The organism is Methanoregula sp. (genome assembly GCF_049518935.1).
Classification (GTDB): domain Archaea; phylum Halobacteriota; class Methanomicrobia; order Methanomicrobiales; family Methanospirillaceae; genus Methanoregula.
This window is the reverse complement of record NZ_JBEKRH010000014.1, coordinates 23790-41154: the sequence shown is the minus strand read 5'-3', so window position 1 is coordinate 41154 and position 17365 is coordinate 23790. Positions and strand designations below refer to the sequence as shown.

At 54.5% G+C, this 17365-nt stretch carries 28 protein-coding genes; 15 read left to right on the top strand and 13 right to left on the bottom strand.

Annotation, left to right across the window (positions count from 1 at the left end):
• Positions 1 to 2: 2 nt before the first annotated feature.
• From ABSE13_RS09355 to ABSE13_RS09310, 10 genes are all read left to right on the top strand, one after another.
• Entirely contained in the window at positions 3 to 1343 is a 1341-nt protein-coding gene (locus ABSE13_RS09355; RefSeq protein WP_424028252.1) for a response regulator, read from the top strand.
• Positions 1344 to 1698: 355 nt separating this feature from the next.
• Positions 1699 to 2028 carry a hypothetical protein gene (locus ABSE13_RS09350; RefSeq protein WP_424028251.1) on the top strand — a complete coding sequence of 110 codons (330 nt, stop codon included), beginning with the start codon at positions 1699 to 1701 and terminating at the stop codon, positions 2026 to 2028.
• 488 nt (positions 2029 to 2516) lie between these two features.
• Positions 2517 to 2795, top strand: coding sequence for an Hsp20/alpha crystallin family protein (locus ABSE13_RS09345; protein WP_424028250.1), 279 nt, complete (start codon positions 2517 to 2519; stop codon positions 2793 to 2795).
• Between the two features lie 123 nt (positions 2796 to 2918).
• Positions 2919 to 3074, top strand: coding sequence for a hypothetical protein (locus ABSE13_RS09340; protein ID WP_424028249.1), 156 nt, complete (start codon positions 2919 to 2921; stop codon positions 3072 to 3074).
• A gap of 71 nt (positions 3075 to 3145) precedes the next feature.
• On the top strand, positions 3146 to 3283 hold the full coding sequence (locus ABSE13_RS09335; RefSeq protein ID WP_424028248.1) for a hypothetical protein: 138 nt from the start codon (positions 3146 to 3148) through the stop codon (positions 3281 to 3283).
• 165 nt (positions 3284 to 3448) lie between these two features.
• A complete protein-coding gene (locus ABSE13_RS09330; RefSeq protein WP_424028247.1) occupies positions 3449 to 4066 on the top strand; it encodes a superoxide dismutase in 618 nt (205 codons plus the stop codon).
• A gap of 130 nt (positions 4067 to 4196) precedes the next feature.
• Positions 4197 to 4514, top strand: coding sequence for a ferritin family protein (locus tag ABSE13_RS09325; protein WP_424028246.1), 318 nt, complete (start codon positions 4197 to 4199; stop codon positions 4512 to 4514).
• A gap of 12 nt (positions 4515 to 4526) precedes the next feature.
• The gene (locus ABSE13_RS09320; protein ID WP_424028245.1) at positions 4527 to 5315 is read left to right on the top strand and encodes a family 1 encapsulin nanocompartment shell protein; all 789 of its coding nucleotides are present in this window, start codon (positions 4527 to 4529) and stop codon (positions 5313 to 5315) included.
• A gap of 33 nt (positions 5316 to 5348) precedes the next feature.
• On the top strand, positions 5349 to 5699 hold the full coding sequence (locus ABSE13_RS09315; protein WP_424028244.1) for a hypothetical protein: 351 nt from the start codon (positions 5349 to 5351) through the stop codon (positions 5697 to 5699).
• Positions 5700 to 5727: 28 nt separating this feature from the next.
• A complete protein-coding gene (locus ABSE13_RS09310) occupies positions 5728 to 5967 on the top strand; it encodes a winged helix-turn-helix transcriptional regulator (RefSeq protein WP_424028243.1) in 240 nt (79 codons plus the stop codon).
• Between the two features lie 49 nt (positions 5968 to 6016).
• Here the strand turns inward: ABSE13_RS09310 and ABSE13_RS09305 are convergent, their stop codons facing one another.
• The gene (locus ABSE13_RS09305; protein WP_424028242.1) at positions 6017 to 7078 is read right to left on the bottom strand and encodes a hypothetical protein; all 1062 of its coding nucleotides are present in this window, start codon (positions 7076 to 7078) and stop codon (positions 6017 to 6019) included.
• Between the two features lie 206 nt (positions 7079 to 7284).
• On the opposite strand from ABSE13_RS09305, the gene ABSE13_RS09300 reads away from it, so the two are divergent.
• The 4 genes from ABSE13_RS09300 to ABSE13_RS09285 all read left to right on the top strand — a co-directional run bounded on the left by ABSE13_RS09300 (position 7285) and on the right by ABSE13_RS09285 (position 9396).
• Complete coding sequence (locus ABSE13_RS09300; RefSeq protein WP_424028241.1) at positions 7285 to 7428, top strand: hypothetical protein; 144 nt, start codon at positions 7285 to 7287, stop codon at positions 7426 to 7428.
• Positions 7429 to 7567: 139 nt separating this feature from the next.
• Positions 7568 to 7891 carry a hypothetical protein gene (locus ABSE13_RS09295; protein WP_424028240.1) on the top strand — a complete coding sequence of 108 codons (324 nt, stop codon included), beginning with the start codon at positions 7568 to 7570 and terminating at the stop codon, positions 7889 to 7891.
• 207 nt (positions 7892 to 8098) lie between these two features.
• Positions 8099 to 8503 (top strand): hypothetical protein, encoded by a 405-nt coding sequence (locus ABSE13_RS09290; protein ID WP_424028239.1) that lies wholly within the window; start codon positions 8099 to 8101, stop codon positions 8501 to 8503.
• An 89-nt stretch (positions 8504 to 8592) separates the two neighbouring features.
• Positions 8593 to 9396 carry an EFR1 family ferrodoxin gene (locus tag ABSE13_RS09285; protein WP_424028238.1) on the top strand — a complete coding sequence of 268 codons (804 nt, stop codon included), beginning with the start codon at positions 8593 to 8595 and terminating at the stop codon, positions 9394 to 9396.
• A gap of 37 nt (positions 9397 to 9433) precedes the next feature.
• Here ABSE13_RS09285 and ABSE13_RS09280 read toward each other — a convergent pair whose 3' ends face one another.
• From ABSE13_RS09280 to ABSE13_RS09240, 9 genes are all read right to left on the bottom strand, one after another.
• Complete coding sequence (locus tag ABSE13_RS09280) at positions 9434 to 10006, bottom strand: hydrolase (protein WP_424028237.1); 573 nt, start codon at positions 10004 to 10006, stop codon at positions 9434 to 9436.
• A gap of 183 nt (positions 10007 to 10189) precedes the next feature.
• Positions 10190 to 10630 carry a hypothetical protein gene (locus ABSE13_RS09275; RefSeq protein WP_424028236.1) on the bottom strand — a complete coding sequence of 147 codons (441 nt, stop codon included), beginning with the start codon at positions 10628 to 10630 and terminating at the stop codon, positions 10190 to 10192.
• A gap of 269 nt (positions 10631 to 10899) precedes the next feature.
• Entirely contained in the window at positions 10900 to 11397 is a 498-nt protein-coding gene (locus tag ABSE13_RS09270; RefSeq protein ID WP_424028235.1) for a hypothetical protein, read from the bottom strand.
• 333 nt (positions 11398 to 11730) lie between these two features.
• The gene (locus ABSE13_RS09265; protein WP_424028234.1) at positions 11731 to 12330 is read right to left on the bottom strand and encodes a nitroreductase family protein; all 600 of its coding nucleotides are present in this window, start codon (positions 12328 to 12330) and stop codon (positions 11731 to 11733) included.
• Between the two features lie 167 nt (positions 12331 to 12497).
• Entirely contained in the window at positions 12498 to 13097 is a 600-nt protein-coding gene (locus ABSE13_RS09260) for a pyruvate kinase alpha/beta domain-containing protein (RefSeq protein WP_424028233.1), read from the bottom strand.
• Positions 13098 to 13288: 191 nt separating this feature from the next.
• A complete protein-coding gene (locus tag ABSE13_RS09255; RefSeq protein WP_424028232.1) occupies positions 13289 to 13468 on the bottom strand; it encodes a CxxC-x17-CxxC domain-containing protein in 180 nt (59 codons plus the stop codon).
• A gap of 141 nt (positions 13469 to 13609) precedes the next feature.
• Positions 13610 to 13756, bottom strand: a complete 147-nt coding sequence (locus ABSE13_RS09250) for a type II toxin-antitoxin system RelE family toxin (RefSeq protein WP_424028286.1) — start codon at positions 13754 to 13756, stop codon at positions 13610 to 13612.
• Between the two features lie 111 nt (positions 13757 to 13867).
• Complete coding sequence (locus tag ABSE13_RS09245) at positions 13868 to 14203, bottom strand: DUF2683 family protein (protein WP_424028231.1); 336 nt, start codon at positions 14201 to 14203, stop codon at positions 13868 to 13870.
• 80 nt (positions 14204 to 14283) lie between these two features.
• Complete coding sequence (locus ABSE13_RS09240) at positions 14284 to 14544, bottom strand: hypothetical protein (RefSeq protein WP_424028230.1); 261 nt, start codon at positions 14542 to 14544, stop codon at positions 14284 to 14286.
• 420 nt (positions 14545 to 14964) lie between these two features.
• On the opposite strand from ABSE13_RS09240, the gene ABSE13_RS09235 reads away from it, so the two are divergent.
• Positions 14965 to 15228: a helix-turn-helix domain-containing protein gene (locus ABSE13_RS09235; RefSeq protein ID WP_424028229.1), complete on the top strand. Its 264-nt coding sequence runs from the start codon at positions 14965 to 14967 to the stop codon at positions 15226 to 15228.
• Positions 15229 to 15367: 139 nt separating this feature from the next.
• Here the strand turns inward: ABSE13_RS09235 and ABSE13_RS09230 are convergent, their stop codons facing one another.
• From ABSE13_RS09230 to ABSE13_RS09220, 3 genes are all read right to left on the bottom strand, one after another.
• Positions 15368 to 15724 (bottom strand): hypothetical protein, encoded by a 357-nt coding sequence (locus tag ABSE13_RS09230; protein WP_424028228.1) that lies wholly within the window; start codon positions 15722 to 15724, stop codon positions 15368 to 15370.
• Positions 15717 to 16292: a Panacea domain-containing protein gene (locus ABSE13_RS09225; protein ID WP_424028227.1), complete on the bottom strand. Its 576-nt coding sequence runs from the start codon at positions 16290 to 16292 to the stop codon at positions 15717 to 15719. The genes ABSE13_RS09230 and ABSE13_RS09225 overlap by 8 nt, the downstream gene beginning before the upstream one ends.
• Before the next feature lie 246 nt (positions 16293 to 16538).
• Complete coding sequence (locus ABSE13_RS09220; RefSeq protein WP_424028226.1) at positions 16539 to 17063, bottom strand: ribonuclease III domain-containing protein; 525 nt, start codon at positions 17061 to 17063, stop codon at positions 16539 to 16541.
• Between the last annotated feature and the right edge of the window lie 302 nt (positions 17064 to 17365).

Below are 17365 nucleotides of genomic sequence, written 5' to 3'. Positions count from 1 at the left end.
CGATGTCGAAGATTCTTGTGGTTGATGATGAAGCGATCATTACCATGCAGCTCGAGGAACGGCTGCATGCGATGGGGTATACTGTCGTTGGTATGGCGGCATCCGGTGAGGATGCGATCGAGAAGGCACGCAGGCTGATGCCTGACCTGATCCTGATGGATATCGTGATGCCCGGGCGGCTGAACGGTATCGAAGCGGCGCAGGCCATTATCAGCGAACTGGACATCCCGGTGGTCTTTGTCACCTCGTACGCGGATGATGTGATCATCGAGAAAGCCAAGCAGGTCCGGCCGTACGGGTATATCGTGAAACCCTTCAATGAACTGGAAATAAAGGCTGCTATCGAGGTGGCCCTTTTCCGCAAAGCCGCAGAACTTGAGATGAAAAAGATCGCGGAAGCAGCCCGGGCCCGGGCGCCGCCCGGTGCGGCACCCGGTGCCGAAGGGGTGCCGGAAGCGGAGTACCTGAACCTGCCCGAGGTAAAAACGGTCCTCCTGAAGGATATCTTCTCCGATATTGTCCTCTTCCTGTACACGGACCCGTCCGTGAAGGATCCGATCTTCAAGTTCGCCATCGAGGCAGGGTTAAAGAAAGGAGGACGGATATTCTTTGCCTATCACCGTTCCGTACTGCAGAAATATTTCCTTCAGGAGATCAGGGACGGCGGGATGTTCACCCGGCGCGTAAAAAAAGGCGAACTCTTCTTCCTGCCCCGCATACTTGAGAAGTGCACAGCGACCCTTCCCCCCGCCGGCCCACCGGGCAGCCTCCAGATCCTCCTCGATTTCTCCGATACGGAAGAGTTTGCTGATATCATTGCCGTAAAGAACCTGGTCCTTGCCAGGAAGGAAGCCGGGGTCCCCGTCACCGGTATCATCGGCATGAACATGGCAGATCTCGACCATAACCAGATCCGTCTGCTCTCGGAAGGCATAGCAAAGATCATCGTATCGACCGGCAAGGACACGACCATCTCCTTTGCCCATCCCACGTTCCCGGCAGAGTCCCTCACCATCGTCCCCCAGGCAACGGTGGAAGATGTGGTAAAAAAAATGCTGGAGCCGGTGATCTTATCCCTCCTTGAAAAACCGATCTCGGGGTATGATATCGTCCACGAGATCCACAACAGGTACAAGGTCCTCATCCCCCAGGCCCGTATCTACACGGTCCTCCACGATCTCGAGCTCGCGGGATACCTGGAGATGAAGATATCCGGCAAATCAAAGCTGTACTCCCCGACCGAACCCGGGAAAAAATACCTCCGGCAGCGGCTGAACGAGTTCAAGTTTGTCTTCCGGCACATCCTCGGGGACGAATCCGGTGCCCCGGATAAGAAAGCCTGATCTTTTTTTGTGGGGGGAAGGATACCGGCCGTGGCAGCCGGCCTGGTGCAGCAGGTTTTAAAAAACAACACAATAGTCGACGGTGATAATCCGTAAAAAATCCGTAAAAAAAATACTATTTTTTTGTCTTTGCTGATGCGGCAGGGAGAACATGAACCGGTCTGATGCATGGTCGTGGACGAGATGTTCCCCTGTATAATACCCCGGAAATTCCGGATTGATGCAGATTTTGCAACAACAGGACAGGTTTATCCCATGTCCCGTGAAAAAGAGGCAGGCTCTGCAATGGGATTAAAAGATGCACCCGGGAACGAAGGGGTGCAGTCTGGATCGCATACGAGAGGAAATACATGAAATGACCGCAACACGCATCGAGACCGGAACTCCTGAGGGTGACGCCCTGGGATTCTCTGAAGATCTCTTCTCCGGCTGGCTGGAGCGGGAGGAGCACCGGCTCTGCCTCCATTATATCATATCACGGGATAAAAACGAGGGCAATGTCCAGAAGCTGATCCGCCGGTGGCTGGAGGAAGGCTATCATGTCAGCGTGGTAATGCCCCGTCCCATCATGCAGCACATTCTCAAAAAATTCCGGTTCATGCCCTCCGTTGAGTACTTCCCGGATGAGTACGTGGACAATGTGGAAGTCTGGCACGGCCCGGGGCTGAGCCAGGTCAGTGTATAAACCACGGCATTATCCGGATCGCGATTCTGGAAGCGCAGAACCGGATCAAAAACAGGATAACCATTAAAAAAATTCCCCTGCATTCACCGGTACCCTGCAGGGAACCGTGACAAGCCGGTGTTCCAAACCATGAAACAATACCTGCCATACCTGAATACCTATTTCCCGCGTGCGGTTGAATGCGGGATGCGTGCGGGCCGCCCTGTACCTGCACCGGGATGGAACCGGCTTCCAGGGACACCCTCCTGCAGCATGGACCTTACCCGGAAAATCTCAAGACGGGTTACGGGTACTGGAGAGATATCCCCACGCCAGGGAAGATCAACGCCGGGACCAGCACAAGAAGATGATCGCCTCAGTCTGCAACGAAGAGGAATATATGCCGGATCAGGCGGGTGTACCCGCCTGTTTACCTCTCCCATCGGGAGGTACACGGGGAGGCCGGCATACACTCCGGCATATTTTTCATGCCGGTGCGGGGGAACACTATGGTAAAGCCTAAAAAAGAGCAAAAAGATAAAAAAATCGTGATCGTTCCTCCGACCGGTATCTCTGAAAACGGGAGATCGATTTGCATAATAAGCCAGCTGCACGGGATTCCGGAAGAGGACATCAGGATCGATCTGGAGAAGACCCAGCTCATCATATCCGCGCTGCTACGGACAGAGACCGTCATGCGGAAAATAACGGTCCCGGCGGGCTCACGGATCAGCAGAAAGAAGTTCCGCGACGGGATCCTGGAAATTATCCTCGAACGACCGTTGTAAGGCCTGCGGTCGTACAAACTATGTGCACTTTTGATGGTCTGCCCGCATTTTGTTTCAGAATTTGTTTCGAAGTCTGTTTTTACGGGGAGACCCTATAAGACCCCCGTATCAATACCCCGGCAGGTGAGACCGATTCCCCTTCTGGAGATCCCGGAAGAACTCTTCGTTGCCGGAGAGGACCTTGACCAGATCTGGCCGACATTCTGTCGCGGCAAGGGTGACCTTCGGATGGATTTATGGACCGTGCCCGACGGGGTCGAGACAGAGTGTTCTGCATAGGGCTGTCACCATTGTACTGCCCCGGACTGTATGTACGCGGGTTTTATCCGGCATTACTGGAGATATCCGCAGTGCGATTAACCGGCGGGAAATTTCCCGCTGCAGCCGGGCAGTCACTGGACGGACCGGTGACAGGCCATGACTACGGAACGGTCCGGCACGATACCCCGGCCTCCGATACCGGGGTCTGCGTATACGGCACCCGGTGAAGAGGAGGGGACCAGGCGCTTCCTGGTACCAGCCCCCGTCCATCGTTTCAGTTTTTGTTTCATGGTTTGCCTTTAGGGAAAGAGCCTATACCCTCACGTTGTGCAGTTCCAAGCAGAGGAGGAACTGCCGGGACCGGCAGCTCCCCGGTTTCCGAGGAGAGATCCATGGAAGAAAACAGATTTTATTCACTACCGAAACTGCCGTACGAATACAGTGCCCTGGCGCCTCATATTTCTGAGGAGCAGCTCAAGCTTCACCACCAGAAACACCACCAGGCATACGTGAACGGCGCGAATGCTGTCTTTGAAAAACTGGACAAGGCTCGCAGGGAAAATGCCGACCTCGATATGAAGGCCACGCTCAAGGAACTGTCATTCCATATCGGCGGTTTCAAGCTCCACAACCTCTTCTGGGAGAACCTTGCTCCCGCGGGAAAAGGCGGCGGCGGGGCCCCGAAGGGTGAGTTGGCCAAGGTGATCGCCGGTGAATTTTCCACATTCGACCGGTTCAAAAAAGAGTTCACCCAGGCCGCAGCCAGTGCCGAGGGTTCCGGGTGGGCAGCCCTGACGTTCTGCCGGAGGACCGGGCGGCCGCTCATCGCCCAGATAGAGAAGCACAACACGAACGTCTTCCCTGGTTTCGATATCCTTATGGTTCTCGACGTGTGGGAGCATGCCTACTATCTTGACTACCGGAACGACCGGGCAAAATTCGTCGACACATTCTGGAACATTGTGAACTGGGATGCGGTCGGGAAACGGTTCGACCAGCTGAAGAAATAAGACGCCCGCGGGAGGGGACGGCCCGCTGTTTGCCATGGCCGTCCCGTGACCTGCACGAGAGATTAACCTGAGTGTGAAAACTATGCCGGAATTTGTCAACCCGTTCAGCGGAATGATCCCGGAACGAAGAATGAGTACTGAAGAACTGGTCCGGGCACTGCGCCTTGACCTGGCTGCCGAACACGAGGCAGTACATACCTATCTTGCCCATGCGGATGCAACGGACAACCCCCTTGCAAAAGCGGTGCTGGCAGATATCGCGAACGAAGAGCGCGTGCATGCCGGTGAATTTGCCCGTCTCATAGCCATCCTGACGGGCGACGAGGACGCACACCTCATGAAGGGCACCCTCGAAGTCGACGCCATGGCCGCATCGCTGGCACCACCGGAGCAGAACCCCCCGCAGGACGCGGGTGAAACCACCATCGGATCGTTAAAATCCTCTTAGGAGATGAAAGTCATGGAAAAAACCTACCTGGGGCGGGAAGACGCCCCCATCAGCGACGGGACCTGGAAACTGCTTGATACTACGATGATCGAAGCAGCAAAGAGCCAGCTCTCGGGACGGCGGTTGATCAGCATTGAAGGCCCGTTCGGGTTCGGGCTCAAGGTCATACCACTCAGCGACTGCGAGGTTGCCGACGGGATCTCGGGCAGCCCGTTCCTCCCGGTGAACCTTATAACCAGCTCGTTCTTCCTCAACAAGCGGGACCTTGCCGCGAGCGAGCGGGACCGGCTGGTCCTGGATGCGGATGCGGTTGCCTGCGCCGCGATGGCGTGTGCGGCAAAAGAGGATGGCATCATCTTCAACGGGATCCTGGACACCCCCGGGCTTCTCGGGGCCGAAGGCTCTGCCTCGCTCGCCCTGGCAAAATGGGACAAGGTCGGGACAGCGGCAGACCAGGTCATCAGTGCCGTCACGCTGCTGGACGATGCCGGGTTCCACGGCCCCTATTGCATGGGCCTTGCCCCGGCCCAGTACAACCTCCTCCTGCGCCGGTACCCGCAGGGAGATGGCACCGAACTCGACCATGTCCGGACGATCCTTGGCGGGGATGTAGTCAAGGCCCCGGTCCTGAAAAAAGGCGGCGTACTGCTCGCCTCCGGTCGCCAGTACTGTTCGATCGTGATCGGGCAGGACATGAGCATCGGGTACAACGGCCCGGCCGGGGACTCGCTGGAATTCAGCATCTCCGAGAGCCTTGCGCTCCTCATCCGGGCACCGGAAGCAATCTGCGTACTCACCTGACGTGGCCCGGTGCATGCAGCAGGAGATGAAACCATGAGGGAAACAACGCAGGAACTCTTAAAAAAATTCGAGCGGGACTACGAGGTTTATGTCGACGCCACCGATGCGCTGACGTACTGGATTATTCACGCCCGGATCCCAAAGAGCCACCCGGAAGGACTCCACCACCTGCACCAGGGAAAAAAATACGTATCCGGTCCCAACCAGGACGGCAATGTCCTGATCCTGCCGGATCCCCGTATCTCCGATGCCTACCTGGTGGAGTCCTGGGGACCTATGGAAACATTTGACGATTTTGTGAAAAAAGCACTCGCCAGGATCCTTTCTGAGAAGGATGAGGCGGACAACAGGCAGGAGGCTGGCTGCGGGACCAGCTGCGATTGAACTCTCCCCGATGACAAAAAGGAGGATTATGGATCCGTTACCCCAGTCACAGAAGACCGTGCTCGAGATCCTCGGCATGGAAGGTGCAATGACCCACAAGGATATCGTGAGCAGGTCCCACTACTCCCCGAGGACCGTGCGCTATGCGTTAAAAAAACTCAAGGAAAAGAAACTGCTCATCGAGAAGATGAACATGCAGGATATGCGCCAGATCATTTACCAGTACCGGATGGTTCCGCTGCAGAAGACCGGGATGGCAGACTGCTGAGCGGGACGGTTGCGGGGCATGGCCGGCACTACGGCCCTGTTGCAGCCTCTTATTCCGTTGCCGGCCCGCGGGTCCCGTGGCTGCTGCCCCGGAACTGGAACTCCGGCGCTTTCCGGAACTGCTCGTAATAGTTCCCGATGAGATCGATCTCCAGCTCCCGGAGCTGGTGCAGGAGCACGGGCCCGTCCGTAGCGTGGTACGAGAAGACAGGATCCTTTCCTTCCCATGCTCTCCCGGCCTGCCCGGAAAGCTGCGAAGCACAGTTGTCGGCCCTGCCGATGAAGATGACCTCCTTTGATCCGGCATCAAGCAGGAGGTACAGGCCCTGGCTGTGGGGAACGTTCCGGAGCTGCTCTTCATCGAGTGTCGCAGGGGCGCTCCATGCAAGTCCCATCCAGTCCCGGTCCCCGGGCGTTCCCGAGGGGCAGAGCGGGAGCCGGCTCGGTCCCCCGGCCGGGTTGTCCTTCTGTCCCCCGGCGAGCCGTCCGCCCCGCATCCCCTCTTTCTTCGTGGTGGACCTGCGGTACCGGGGATGGAACCGGCCGAGGCTGCAGAGCGGCGACTCCCCGTACTCCTGCCGGTACCGGTACAGGAGGAAACTTTCCATGCCCCGGCGCCCGCTGTCGGAGGCATCGAGCGGTGCGGCCGAGCACTCGTACGCGAATGCTTCTACGGGAGGTTCTTCTTCGAGGTTATCAGCACCCCCGGGGACTTGCAACTGGTCATCAGCCGATTCTTTCTGTATAGCACTTACTATCTCAGGGTGTGGTTCGCTCTCCGCTGCCAGCCTTTCAGCGTCCCGCAAGGCCCAGAGCGCCGGCGCTTCCGTATGGGGATCGCTCCAGGGCATCTGCTCTGCCTTCGAAAGCTCGATGCGAAGGTTGTGCAGGCGCTGGTGGAGCGCCCGTTTTGTCTCACCGATATACACGAGGTACTCCTTACCCACCGGCCGGATGCGGTAGAGGCCGGGCTCCTTTGGGATCCTGTGGAACACCTGCTTCGTTGCACTGAATGGGATCCATTCGGTCCAGGTGAGGTTGCACCAGTTATCGAAGAAGTGGTCGATGGCTTCGAGATCGGGGACGGCGGGCTGCTCGGGATCGGGTGACATGGCTGTTCATGGATTGGGCGGGGGGGTGCATAAGCATGAGGGTGCAGGCTGGAGAAAATCCGATTCAGGTTTCTGTTTCAGGTCCGGTATTCTGACAAACGGCGGTGCAAGTCGAAAATTCCCTACGGATATTTTCTCCGGCCAACCTTTCTGATGAACGGCAGGCTCCCGTCATATCTTTATACCGACCCCGTCAATCATTCCCCATGGAAAAAGAACCCCAGGCCCTTCGGGTGAAACGTGATCGCCCGATCTGTGAGCAGTGTCATGATCCCAATATCGTCCAGAAGCCCGACGGCAGCTACCGCTGCAAGCGGTGCGGGTTCGACAGCGGGAAAGGCGTAAAGTAAGTATTTCCTCTTATCCCGGATTTTTTTATCGTACTGCTGTTTCCCTCTCATTCTCCGGACGGAATCGCCGAATTCCTGAAGCGTCCGTGCGGCGGGGCATACGACTATACATGCTGTCAGCAAAGGGTAATGGTCAATTATGCCGTCTGCGAAATTTCTCCTGAATGCACTCCTTGCCGGCGTGCTTGTATCGTTCCTCCTTATCACCGGCTGTACCTCCACCTCAGCCAGTGTTGCGGGTACCTATACCGCTGCCGGTGACTCCGACCATACCACCCTCCAGCTGAATAACGACGGGACCGGTATGGGATCGAGCGATACGTCGAGCCCCGTTGCGGACACCTGGACCGTCCAGGGCAAGACCCTCACGGTCTGCATCAAGGATACGGACCAGTGCACGACCGGCAACCTCAACGACGATGGATCCATCGACATCGGCCAGTTCACGTTCCGGAAAGACTAATCTTTTTTTAGCGGTTTTCTGGCCCCTCTCCCTGTGGCCGGGCCCGGTATTCGCGCTGTATCTGCCTGATTATGCCCGGCTGGCGTATACGTTCCTGGTAATACCCGGCACCTGAAGCGTACAACCAATATTTATTGATGGATTTTTATGAAGAGACGGGGGTCCGGGATGCAAACCCTTATGCCCTGATGATATAATCAGGGACATATGTCCGGAAGAACGGTCCCCCTCCTGCTAATCACCGGTATCGTGATCATCTTCCTGGCTATCTATCTCGGATATCCCGGCTCCACGGTCCCGGCCTCATACGGGATGTATACTGCCGTGACTCCCGCGGCCCCGGTCGTGGAGATTGTCAATACGATAGCGGATTACACCTCCTGGGGAGCGCCCGAGTTTTCCGGGACGGTGAAGTCCGACACCAGTGTGCCGGTCACTGCCGTTATCGCTGCCGAGATTTATGACGGGTCGGGCAGGATGCAGCTGGCAACCGGCGACAGTGAAGTCAGGATAGAACCGTACGGGCAGTCCCCTTACCAGGTGATCATCTTCAGGAACCACAACCTCCCGGCGGACTGGAAGTACCGGGTCTATGTCGAGGACGTCTATTGATCGCACGGTCTTCCTGCACCCCGTCAGTCACCGTTCTTTCGGAAGCAGATTTTAATGTATGTATCTTTATACCCTGATACAGGCGGATCATGAAGACCATCATTTACTATTTTACCGGTACCGGCAACTCTCTTGCCGCAGCGAGAAAAATTGCCGCAGGACTTGGTGACTGCGAGGTAGTCCCGATTGCATCGCTGCAGGACACACAAGGGGATATCCTCCCCGGGGCTGACCGTGTCGGGATCGTCTGCCCCGTGTATTTTACCGGCCTGCCGGCGATGGTGGCGTCCTTTGCAGGGCGCCTTGACCTTTCCCGTTCGCACTACACGTTTTCCGTGGTAACCCTTGGCGGTTTTGGCGGCCAGTCCGCCCTGCGGCAACTGGCTGGCATCCTTAAGGACCGGCCGGGGCGGGGACCCGATGCCGGTTTCATGGTGAAGATGCCCTCGAATTACATTCTCCTGTACGAACCCCCCGCGGGAAAGAAATGCGAGGAGATCCTGTCTGCTGCTCATGCACAGCTGGAGAGTATTGCGCAGGCGGTAAACAATTCGGTAAAGACCGCACCGGGGTATTCTCCCTTAGCCCAGCTGGTGCATTTCCTGTTTTATTCCCGGTTTGCATCCCATGTCCATGCCGATGACAGGAAATTTTCCGTGAATGATCAATGCACTTCGTGCGGTACCTGTGCAGCCATCTGCCCGGCAAAAAATATCGAACTGGTGGATGGCAGGCCGGTATGGAAGCACCACTGCGAGCTCTGCTGCGGCTGTATCCACCTCTGCCCGGTGGAGGCGATCCAGGGGGGAAAAAAGACGGCAGGACGGGTACGGTACCGCAACCCGGAAATTGACAATGCGGATTTCACGGCGCAGAAAGGGGAGCGGCCCTGATATCTGCCGTTTATTCGTCCTTGAGGTACCGGCACCGTTACCCGATCGCCGCGATTATCTCCCCGGTCTTCCGCACCCTGCCCATCCGTTTGAGTATGAAATTGACCGCCGCGTTGTGCGACTCTGCCGACATCGAGGACATCGCGTCATCTGCAAAGACCTGCTGGAAGCCGTACTCGTAAGCGAACCTGGCCGTGCTCTCTACGCCGTATTCCGTGGAGATCCCGCAGAGTACGATCGTATCCATCCCCCGCCTCCGCAGCTGGAGTTCGAGATCCGTGCCGTAGAACGCCCCCCATTGCTTCTTCGCGATCACGACATCGGACGGGACCGGCGCGATCTCCGGGACAAACTCCGACCAGTCCGGGGGCATGGACGCGGGGCGGGAAAATGTAGTGTCGCTCTTTGCCTGCAGCATCGTCTCCGGCGAGGTAACGACATGCACGAGGAATACCGGCATGCTGTTTTTCCGGAATGTCTTTACGAGGTGTGCGGCGTTCTTCACTACTTCCTGTGCGGTATGCGGCTCCATGGGGCGGCCCGTGATACCCTTCTGCAGGTCGATGACCACGAGGGCCGTTGTCTTTTTGTTTATTTCCAGTTCCGGCATTTTGTCACCATGGGAACATAGGGTACGGCGGGTTATTTATGCTCTTTGAACCGGGTCTTGAGGAAAACCCCGGCTTTAGTCGTGGGAGTTGTCGGGTGTTGCGGAGGAGGTGCTGCCGGTACCAGTCCCGCACCGGAAAAAAGAAAATGGTTGTTCTGCCGGGCCGGGAGATAAAAACGTGGTTTACGGGGTTATGGTGATGTCCCAGATGTCCTGCGTGTTCACGTTGATGTAATAATCGCTCGCGTACGAGATGATCTGCTTGCGGGTGATCGGGGTGGCGCTGCCGGTCGGCGCATTGGCGATGGTGGCGCACCAGTTGCCTTTGCTGTCATACAGGTTTGCCTCGAATACCGGGTTTCTCGAGGGCTGGGTTATCCTGAAAGTGAAGGTTGCGGTGCCCTTGTCGAGATGGAATTCGCCGGTGTTTTGTATCCCCTGGCCGGTGAGGTGGTAACCGCCACCGGCTATGGTCACAGCCGGGGTGGCGGAGGCGGACGGGACCGACGGCTTGACTGCGGACGAGGCTGCCGGGCTGGTACCCGCTCCCGCGCTCGTGCACCCTGCCGCAAAGAGCATTCCGATGCAGATCACAAGAAGCGTAAGAATTATCCGTTTTTGCATAATCCGGTGATTATCTTCTTTTTAAGATAATTCTTTCTTTTTGGACCCGGGTATGCTTCCCGCCTGCGATCCCCACCCGGAGGCAGATGACCCCGAGGGCTTGAGGGGACCTGGTTCATGCAAAACCGGCCATACTATCACCCGGGGAAGGACAGGGCACCCGGGGCAACGCCTGCCGGATGGTGACGCGGGGCAGGGAGGCCGGTATCGTGCAGGGAAAAAAGAGCGTTCGGTTTTTCCCCCCCATGCACGGGGAATGAAAAACCTGCTCAGCCGATCTGGTGGGTGACGGACGGGAAACTGATCTGGTTGTAATACACTGACTGGTAACCGTCCGGGAACGTGATGGTCGTCATACCGGGCGTCATGTCGACCGAGTTGATGCCCGCCCACCATTGCTGCTGGATCTGGTTCTGCGCATTGACGAACGAGAATGCCGGTGACGTTATCGTCTCGGTCCCGTTGTTCTGGCTGACCGTGGCAAAGGAGGGGATGGTCACGTCAGCAGAGGAACTGTCCGCTTTCGTAACGGTGACCGGCTCGTTGAGATTGCTCTCAAGGGCGTTTTTGAGTTCGTTGGAGGGGTTGGCGATATTGAAAAATATCGCGGCCTGTTCCGCGAACGTGAGATCATACTGGAAATTAATCTGCGCATTACCGCTCGTATCGAGGTTTACGGTAAGCGCTTTTGCCGTCAGTGCCTGTGCAGGCATAACTGCACACGCAATGAGGCAGATGCATCCGATGAGAAGATAGGTGCCTTTCATGTGTGTCAAGTTTACTTTACATTTTCTGGTATATACGCTTGCTCCCTGCTCCGGGTACCGGGATGGTTCCCGGGATGCCGGCCCGGGATTTTCTGACGCTCCTCCACCCTCAGCGGTAAAAAAGGGAAAACGTATGTATCAGGGATCTTTTTTAAAACAATCGCGTGCTTTTCCTGCAGGATTCTGCAACAGGGGTACGGGTGCAAAAAGGCGGGAGCATGCCGGCTCCGGATCAGGGAGCTCCTCCCTCATGTTATTCCCCGTCTCTCTTCTGATTCCCATTGAGGAAATCCATAGCGTTAAAAGGTGGGTGTAAAAAGGGAGAAAATTTTTTTAAAATACGATCTCCCCTTTTGCAAACCGTACTTTTTGCAGGGGCTTGTCCGCTGCGTACCCCAGCGGGCAGAGCATCGTGGGGACAAGCGGCGACGGGATCTTCAGGATCCTCGTATATTCCTTCGGGTCGAACCCTCCCATCGGGCAGGAGTCAAAGCCAAGCGACTTTGCTCCATTCACGGCATTTCCGAGCGCGAGGAAGAGCTGGGACTGTGCCCAGCAGAGTTTCTGCTCCGGGCTCATCTTTGCGGTCATCTCCGTTGCCATCCCGATCACCATCTTCCGCGTCTCTTCCGGTGCGCCGGACGTTTTCATCAGCTGCCCGAGTTTTTTGATCAGGCCTTCAAAGTCCGGGTCCGCGCAGAAGACCAGCAGGTGCGAGCAGGACGTGATCTGCTCCTGGCCCCACGTTGCCGGCTTCAGCTGCTCTTTTACAGCCTGGTCAGTGACCAGCTTGATCTTCCACGGCTGGAGGTTGATCGCCGATGGGGCGAACCGCACGAGTTCCAGGAGCTCGCCCACTTTCTCTTCGGGAATCTTCCGGCCGTCAAATTTCTTGGTCGCGTACCGCGACATGACAATTTCCTTGAATTCCATACCATCACCCCGCCTTCGCGGTACGCTTCTCTTATCCGGGACTCTTATTTATACCATTCCCCGGCCGGCACCCGTTTCCTGGTGAACCTGCACGGGCTGTTCTCCGGTACAGGCGCCGTAACCACCCTGCAAGACCCGGCCTGAAAAAGAAACAACTGCCTGCGGGATTACCGGGGCGACTCCTGTGCCATCTTTGCATGGAGCTCCTCGATGTTCAGCGGGTTGAGCGGTTTGCAGAGGATCTCGTTGACCCGGAGCTTTTTTAAGTGCTGCGAGGACGCCGCCTGCATGACCAGCGCCGTATCCGATCCCCGTCCTGTCCCGGCAATGGCGATGATCTGCCCGCCGCTCTTCACATGACCTGCATCTGTTGCCATGAGCACGATCTCAAAGCAGACCTTGAACCCCTGGCAGAAGCAGCGCAGCAGGTTTGCCATCACCGTGGGGATGGTTGATTCGTACAGCTCGGAGGTGTGAAAAAGCATGGTACCGAAGTGAACCGCGTGTCCCGCCCCCCGCAGAGTGGCAGCAAGCTCCGAAGGGAAGACATTGACCTCGCGGTGGAAGTCCCACTGGTGGGGGATGACTACCAGCTGCACGCCGTCGTTTTTGAAATACTCCATCGCTTTTTTCGCGGTCGCGCCGGTTGTGGATGCGATCACGATCTTATGGATCCCGAGCTCGTGCGCCCGTTCGCGTGCCAGCCGGAACGTGACATCCGTGTTCTCCGGGCTGAGGGTCTCAAAGTACGTTACTGTGCGTTCCATAACCACAGGTATGGCAGGTGGGATTGATAAGAAGTCTGATCAGGCAGAATCCCCTGTTCGCCGGCAGGTATTCCCACTGCCGCTCACATTCCGGCCCGGGTATTCCCATGGCAGAAGAAACCGTTCCGTACTATACGGGATCCTTACAGGAACGAACTAAAAAAAGAAAAAATGATAAACCGTTAAGACACTCAGAAGCGGGGCTTCCGGTGTTTCGGGAGGCAGTCCCGGCAATAGACGGGCCTTGACTCAGTTGGCTTGAACGGTACTTCGCACTCTTTTCCGCAGTCTGAACAGACTACTTTTGTCATTTCACGGGGACCCATATCACGGGGACCGCGGTTTCCACCAAAATTCGATGATCCGAACATAATGATTTCTCTTGACTGTCTGATTTATAAAACAGTGTTCTATTCTATGGAACTCCGGAGTATAAGATATGATGGGTTGGGGAACCGGGCCGGGACGGCGGGGGCCCGGGGTGGAGGCTGTTTGGGAGAAGGGGAGAATTTTCAGTACGCATCGTCGTGATGCGAATAGTCCACGAGAGTTATTTTCTGGTTTTTCTTATCGATTCTATACATAAGGATATAGTGCCCGGTGTGCAGGCGCCAGAATCCCCTGAGCGGTTTTTTGAGGGGCTTATCCGATTTCCGGATTTTCTGCTTTGTTCCCGCAGCTTCTTTTCAATCTGTCCGAACCTGGCGGAATCTTTCTCCACATTTTCCTGAGGGTGGCTTCGACTTTGGGATCCGTAACTACCGTCCAGGTCATTGTCTGATATTCCGGATGAAGTCATCCATCGAGGGGTATGTCTTCCCCTTTCCTTCCTTAAGTCCTGCATCACTCTCTTTTATTTTTTTCACATAGGCAGGTTTGATAGCAGATTCCGGCGGGTAAACTGCCTCGTCAATCTTTTCGTCGATGCGTTCGAGCCTGGTGAGAATATCTGAGAGGATCCTTTCGATCTTCTGGTTGCCGGGAGTACCGGGGACCGACTCCATCACGCACGGGACGGATACCCGGGAAGAAGCTACCGTAGTGCGGGAAGATTCTGGACTTCCCTTCCGGACCTTTTTTGGCGGGATGGCATCGGAATAATGCATGATACTATTCTCATAGGATTTTTTTCTTCAACAGGCTTTTTATCGTTTCACCGTTCACCCGGGTCCGGGTCGCCGCGAGCTTATTCCTCGCAGAAATACCACGCCCACACACTGAACGCACCAACGCCGGGGAGAAATACCGCTGCGAACACGAGCGGCGTATAGCGCCACCCGTCAAATACGCGGAGGACGGCGTAGAGCGTGAGGCCTGTTACAGGCCCGGCAATGCAGGCATCCAGAGGGGATATCCGGTGGGGCTGGTCATAAGGACATATGATTTGACGCTCAATGGGGCTGGCGCCCCGGGCCTGCGTGGGCTTGCCCCACAGTCCTGTGAACATCAACGACCCGGAAGATTTTCCGGCACTGCTTGAGCCTGCGGAGATCCGGGCCGACGAACCCCATCGCGGATACCGCCGCATCGTCGCGGTACCCGGGAATGAGTGGCACCGGATTTTCTGCAGGCCGGGCCGATCCCGGAAGGGAAAAAATTTCCTTTCCGGGTGTCGGGTGAGCGTAGCGTTTGCCTCTATCCCGTATGCCGGTGACTGGTGATATTTTCCCGGACTGCCAGAGTGCCATGTCAGAATATTGGTTTACAGCCGGGGGTGGTCACTCGGGATTTTCTTTTTGGTCCGGGGTTTGACGAATATGGTTCACCAGGCACCAGGGAATATGTTGGTTGGCGGGGAGGATAAATTTGTCGACTATAGTCTGCGATAGACATTACCCTCTTTTCAACGGAATCTCATCCAGTGAATATGCACGAGGAAGAAATTTTTGGCAGGATGCTGCAGGAAGAGCGGAAAGCCAAAAAAATTTCCCAGGAGAAACTTGCAAAACTCGCCGGCCTCGACCGGACCTTCATCAGCCTCATCGAGAACGGAAAACGAAGCCCGACATTTTCTACTATTCTGAAGATCTGTTCTGCCCTTGATATTGCGCCGTCTGAACTATTCTCGATTTACGAGAAGAAGGATCCGGATTACATGGCGAAGAAAGGCGTGAAGCGTAAGAGGGTTTGACGCGTCAATCGGGGCGGAGGCACGAGACGCGTGGGCTTACCCCCGGGAATGATCGACAAAAAATATCTACAATAAATGGCAAACATTCCGATCAATCGGGAACCGGGGGACGATGATTGAACAGACGGTAAAATATTTTTTAAGATGTTTCGAAATATTTTCTTATACGATCACGATCTTCATTCGCATGTTCGTCCTTATGATAAATCTGAATAAATACAATTTCGCCGGGATTTTCTTTATAGGCAAAAATTATTCTGAATCCGCTTTTATTACCTTTTCCTGCGAGACCTCTGCATCTGAATTGCTTAACTTTGTAAATGGGATCTCTGACACTTGCGCCCATTGGGATTCTGAATGTCCCCGGTGTGTGGGTGGGCTTTCGCAATTTAATAACATCCACTAATTTTGGAAAATCATCAGTTAATGTGGGAAATCTTTCTGATAAATGAGAAAAATCGGCATCAAATTCAGGGACGCTGGAAAAATCAGTCATCCGCATATTCTCTTACGGACATGGAAGGATCGCGGTAAAAAACCATTTCGTAATCAAGATTTTTATTAGTTTCTGCAATCTCCCAAGGGGTATCTTTATGGGATAAAGCCTCTATTTGTGAACCATTCATCTTCCCATATCGACAAATTGTATCCTCGAGATGTTCTAATTCGTTGGCAGTCAGGAGGGAAACATCCGGTTTTTTCTTCGAAATAAATTTTATTTGGGTTTTCCCAAAATATTCCGTTCTTTTCTCGACTATACTTCCATCCTCTTTCAATTCTTTGATAATATCATTAAAATGGCGGGGTGCAGGGCCATGCTCTAATTTCGAATAAACTTCCCCGGTTAATTGCTTCTCAAATAGTTCATAGTAGTCAAAATCATTAAAATAAAGCAATTTAAACAATGCCTTTTTTCCAATATTATCTTGTGATGAGGTCTTGTGAATAAAATAATGAAGAACCTGCTTAAATTTTTTTGAGTTGAAGCCTGCACTTCTTACTCTGCGTGAAATTACTTCTGATAATTGAACCATATCGCTTACACAATAATCGATCTGTGACATATAAAATCTTCGTATGCACCAAAAAAGTAAAATAAATAATTGAATTTTGTAATCAGCAAATGCTTTAATTTTTCAAAAGAAAGCCCTCGCATTCCAATGCACATCAATAACCCGGCAGAATTACCCGGACCGCGAGAAGGCAGTCTGATTTTACCGTTTGAGTGGGATTCGATGAACGTGTGAGAGGTCTGACGCTCAAAGGGGCGCTGCCCCTTCGCCGCGTGGGCTTGCCCCGGGGGTTGGATCCTATTGCAGGTTCTCTTTATTTTTATCGATCTCTTCGAAGAATTTTTGTTTAATCAGGAAATCCTTCACCGCTTCAATGCCGCGTTCAAGATAAATTACCCCGATTAGCATCTCGAAACGGTCTGCCAGAACTTCAGGTGAATTCCATACTTCCCGAACTCTCTCATCCGGCCCCCAGAGAATAAAATTTTGTAAATGGAGACGATTTTTCGAGAACCAGGTAAGTGTCCCGTTTTTCCCGTAAAAAGCCCGGTTGTCATCAACTTCCTGCGGGGTTGTGCTCTCTTTTTTTGGAAAATGTTCGAGTATTGCAAAATCGAGGACAAAATCGCCGATTGTTTCCAGGCTTTTGTCTGCGGGGATTTTCGTGAGTTGTTTGAATTCCGGTTTCTCATTGATGAAAGCGTTGCTGATTATCGCACTCACGAGGCGTTCTTTATTCTGAACTGAGTATCCAAGAAGATATTTTTCTACAGGATAACAGATCTCATCCCGGTAATTGATCCATTCGGTAGTATTCTCCATGTGGAATTATCCCCTTCATTAAGCAGGAGAAGTATCGCTCAGGGCATAATGTTTATTGATCCTTGTACTGAGGTGGGTAAGTTGTTTCAAGAGTTCTATTTCTCGCCGGAATTTCGAGCCCATACGATTAAAAATCCTATTCCCGGGAGAAATACCGCCACGAACACCACCGGCGTATAACGCCACCCGCCAAATTCACGAAGCACGCCGTAGAGCACGAGGCCTATTACAGGCCCGGGCGGGCTATGCCAGGACACCGCAATATCCATGATGGTTGAGGCGAGAAGTGATCAGTAGGAGTG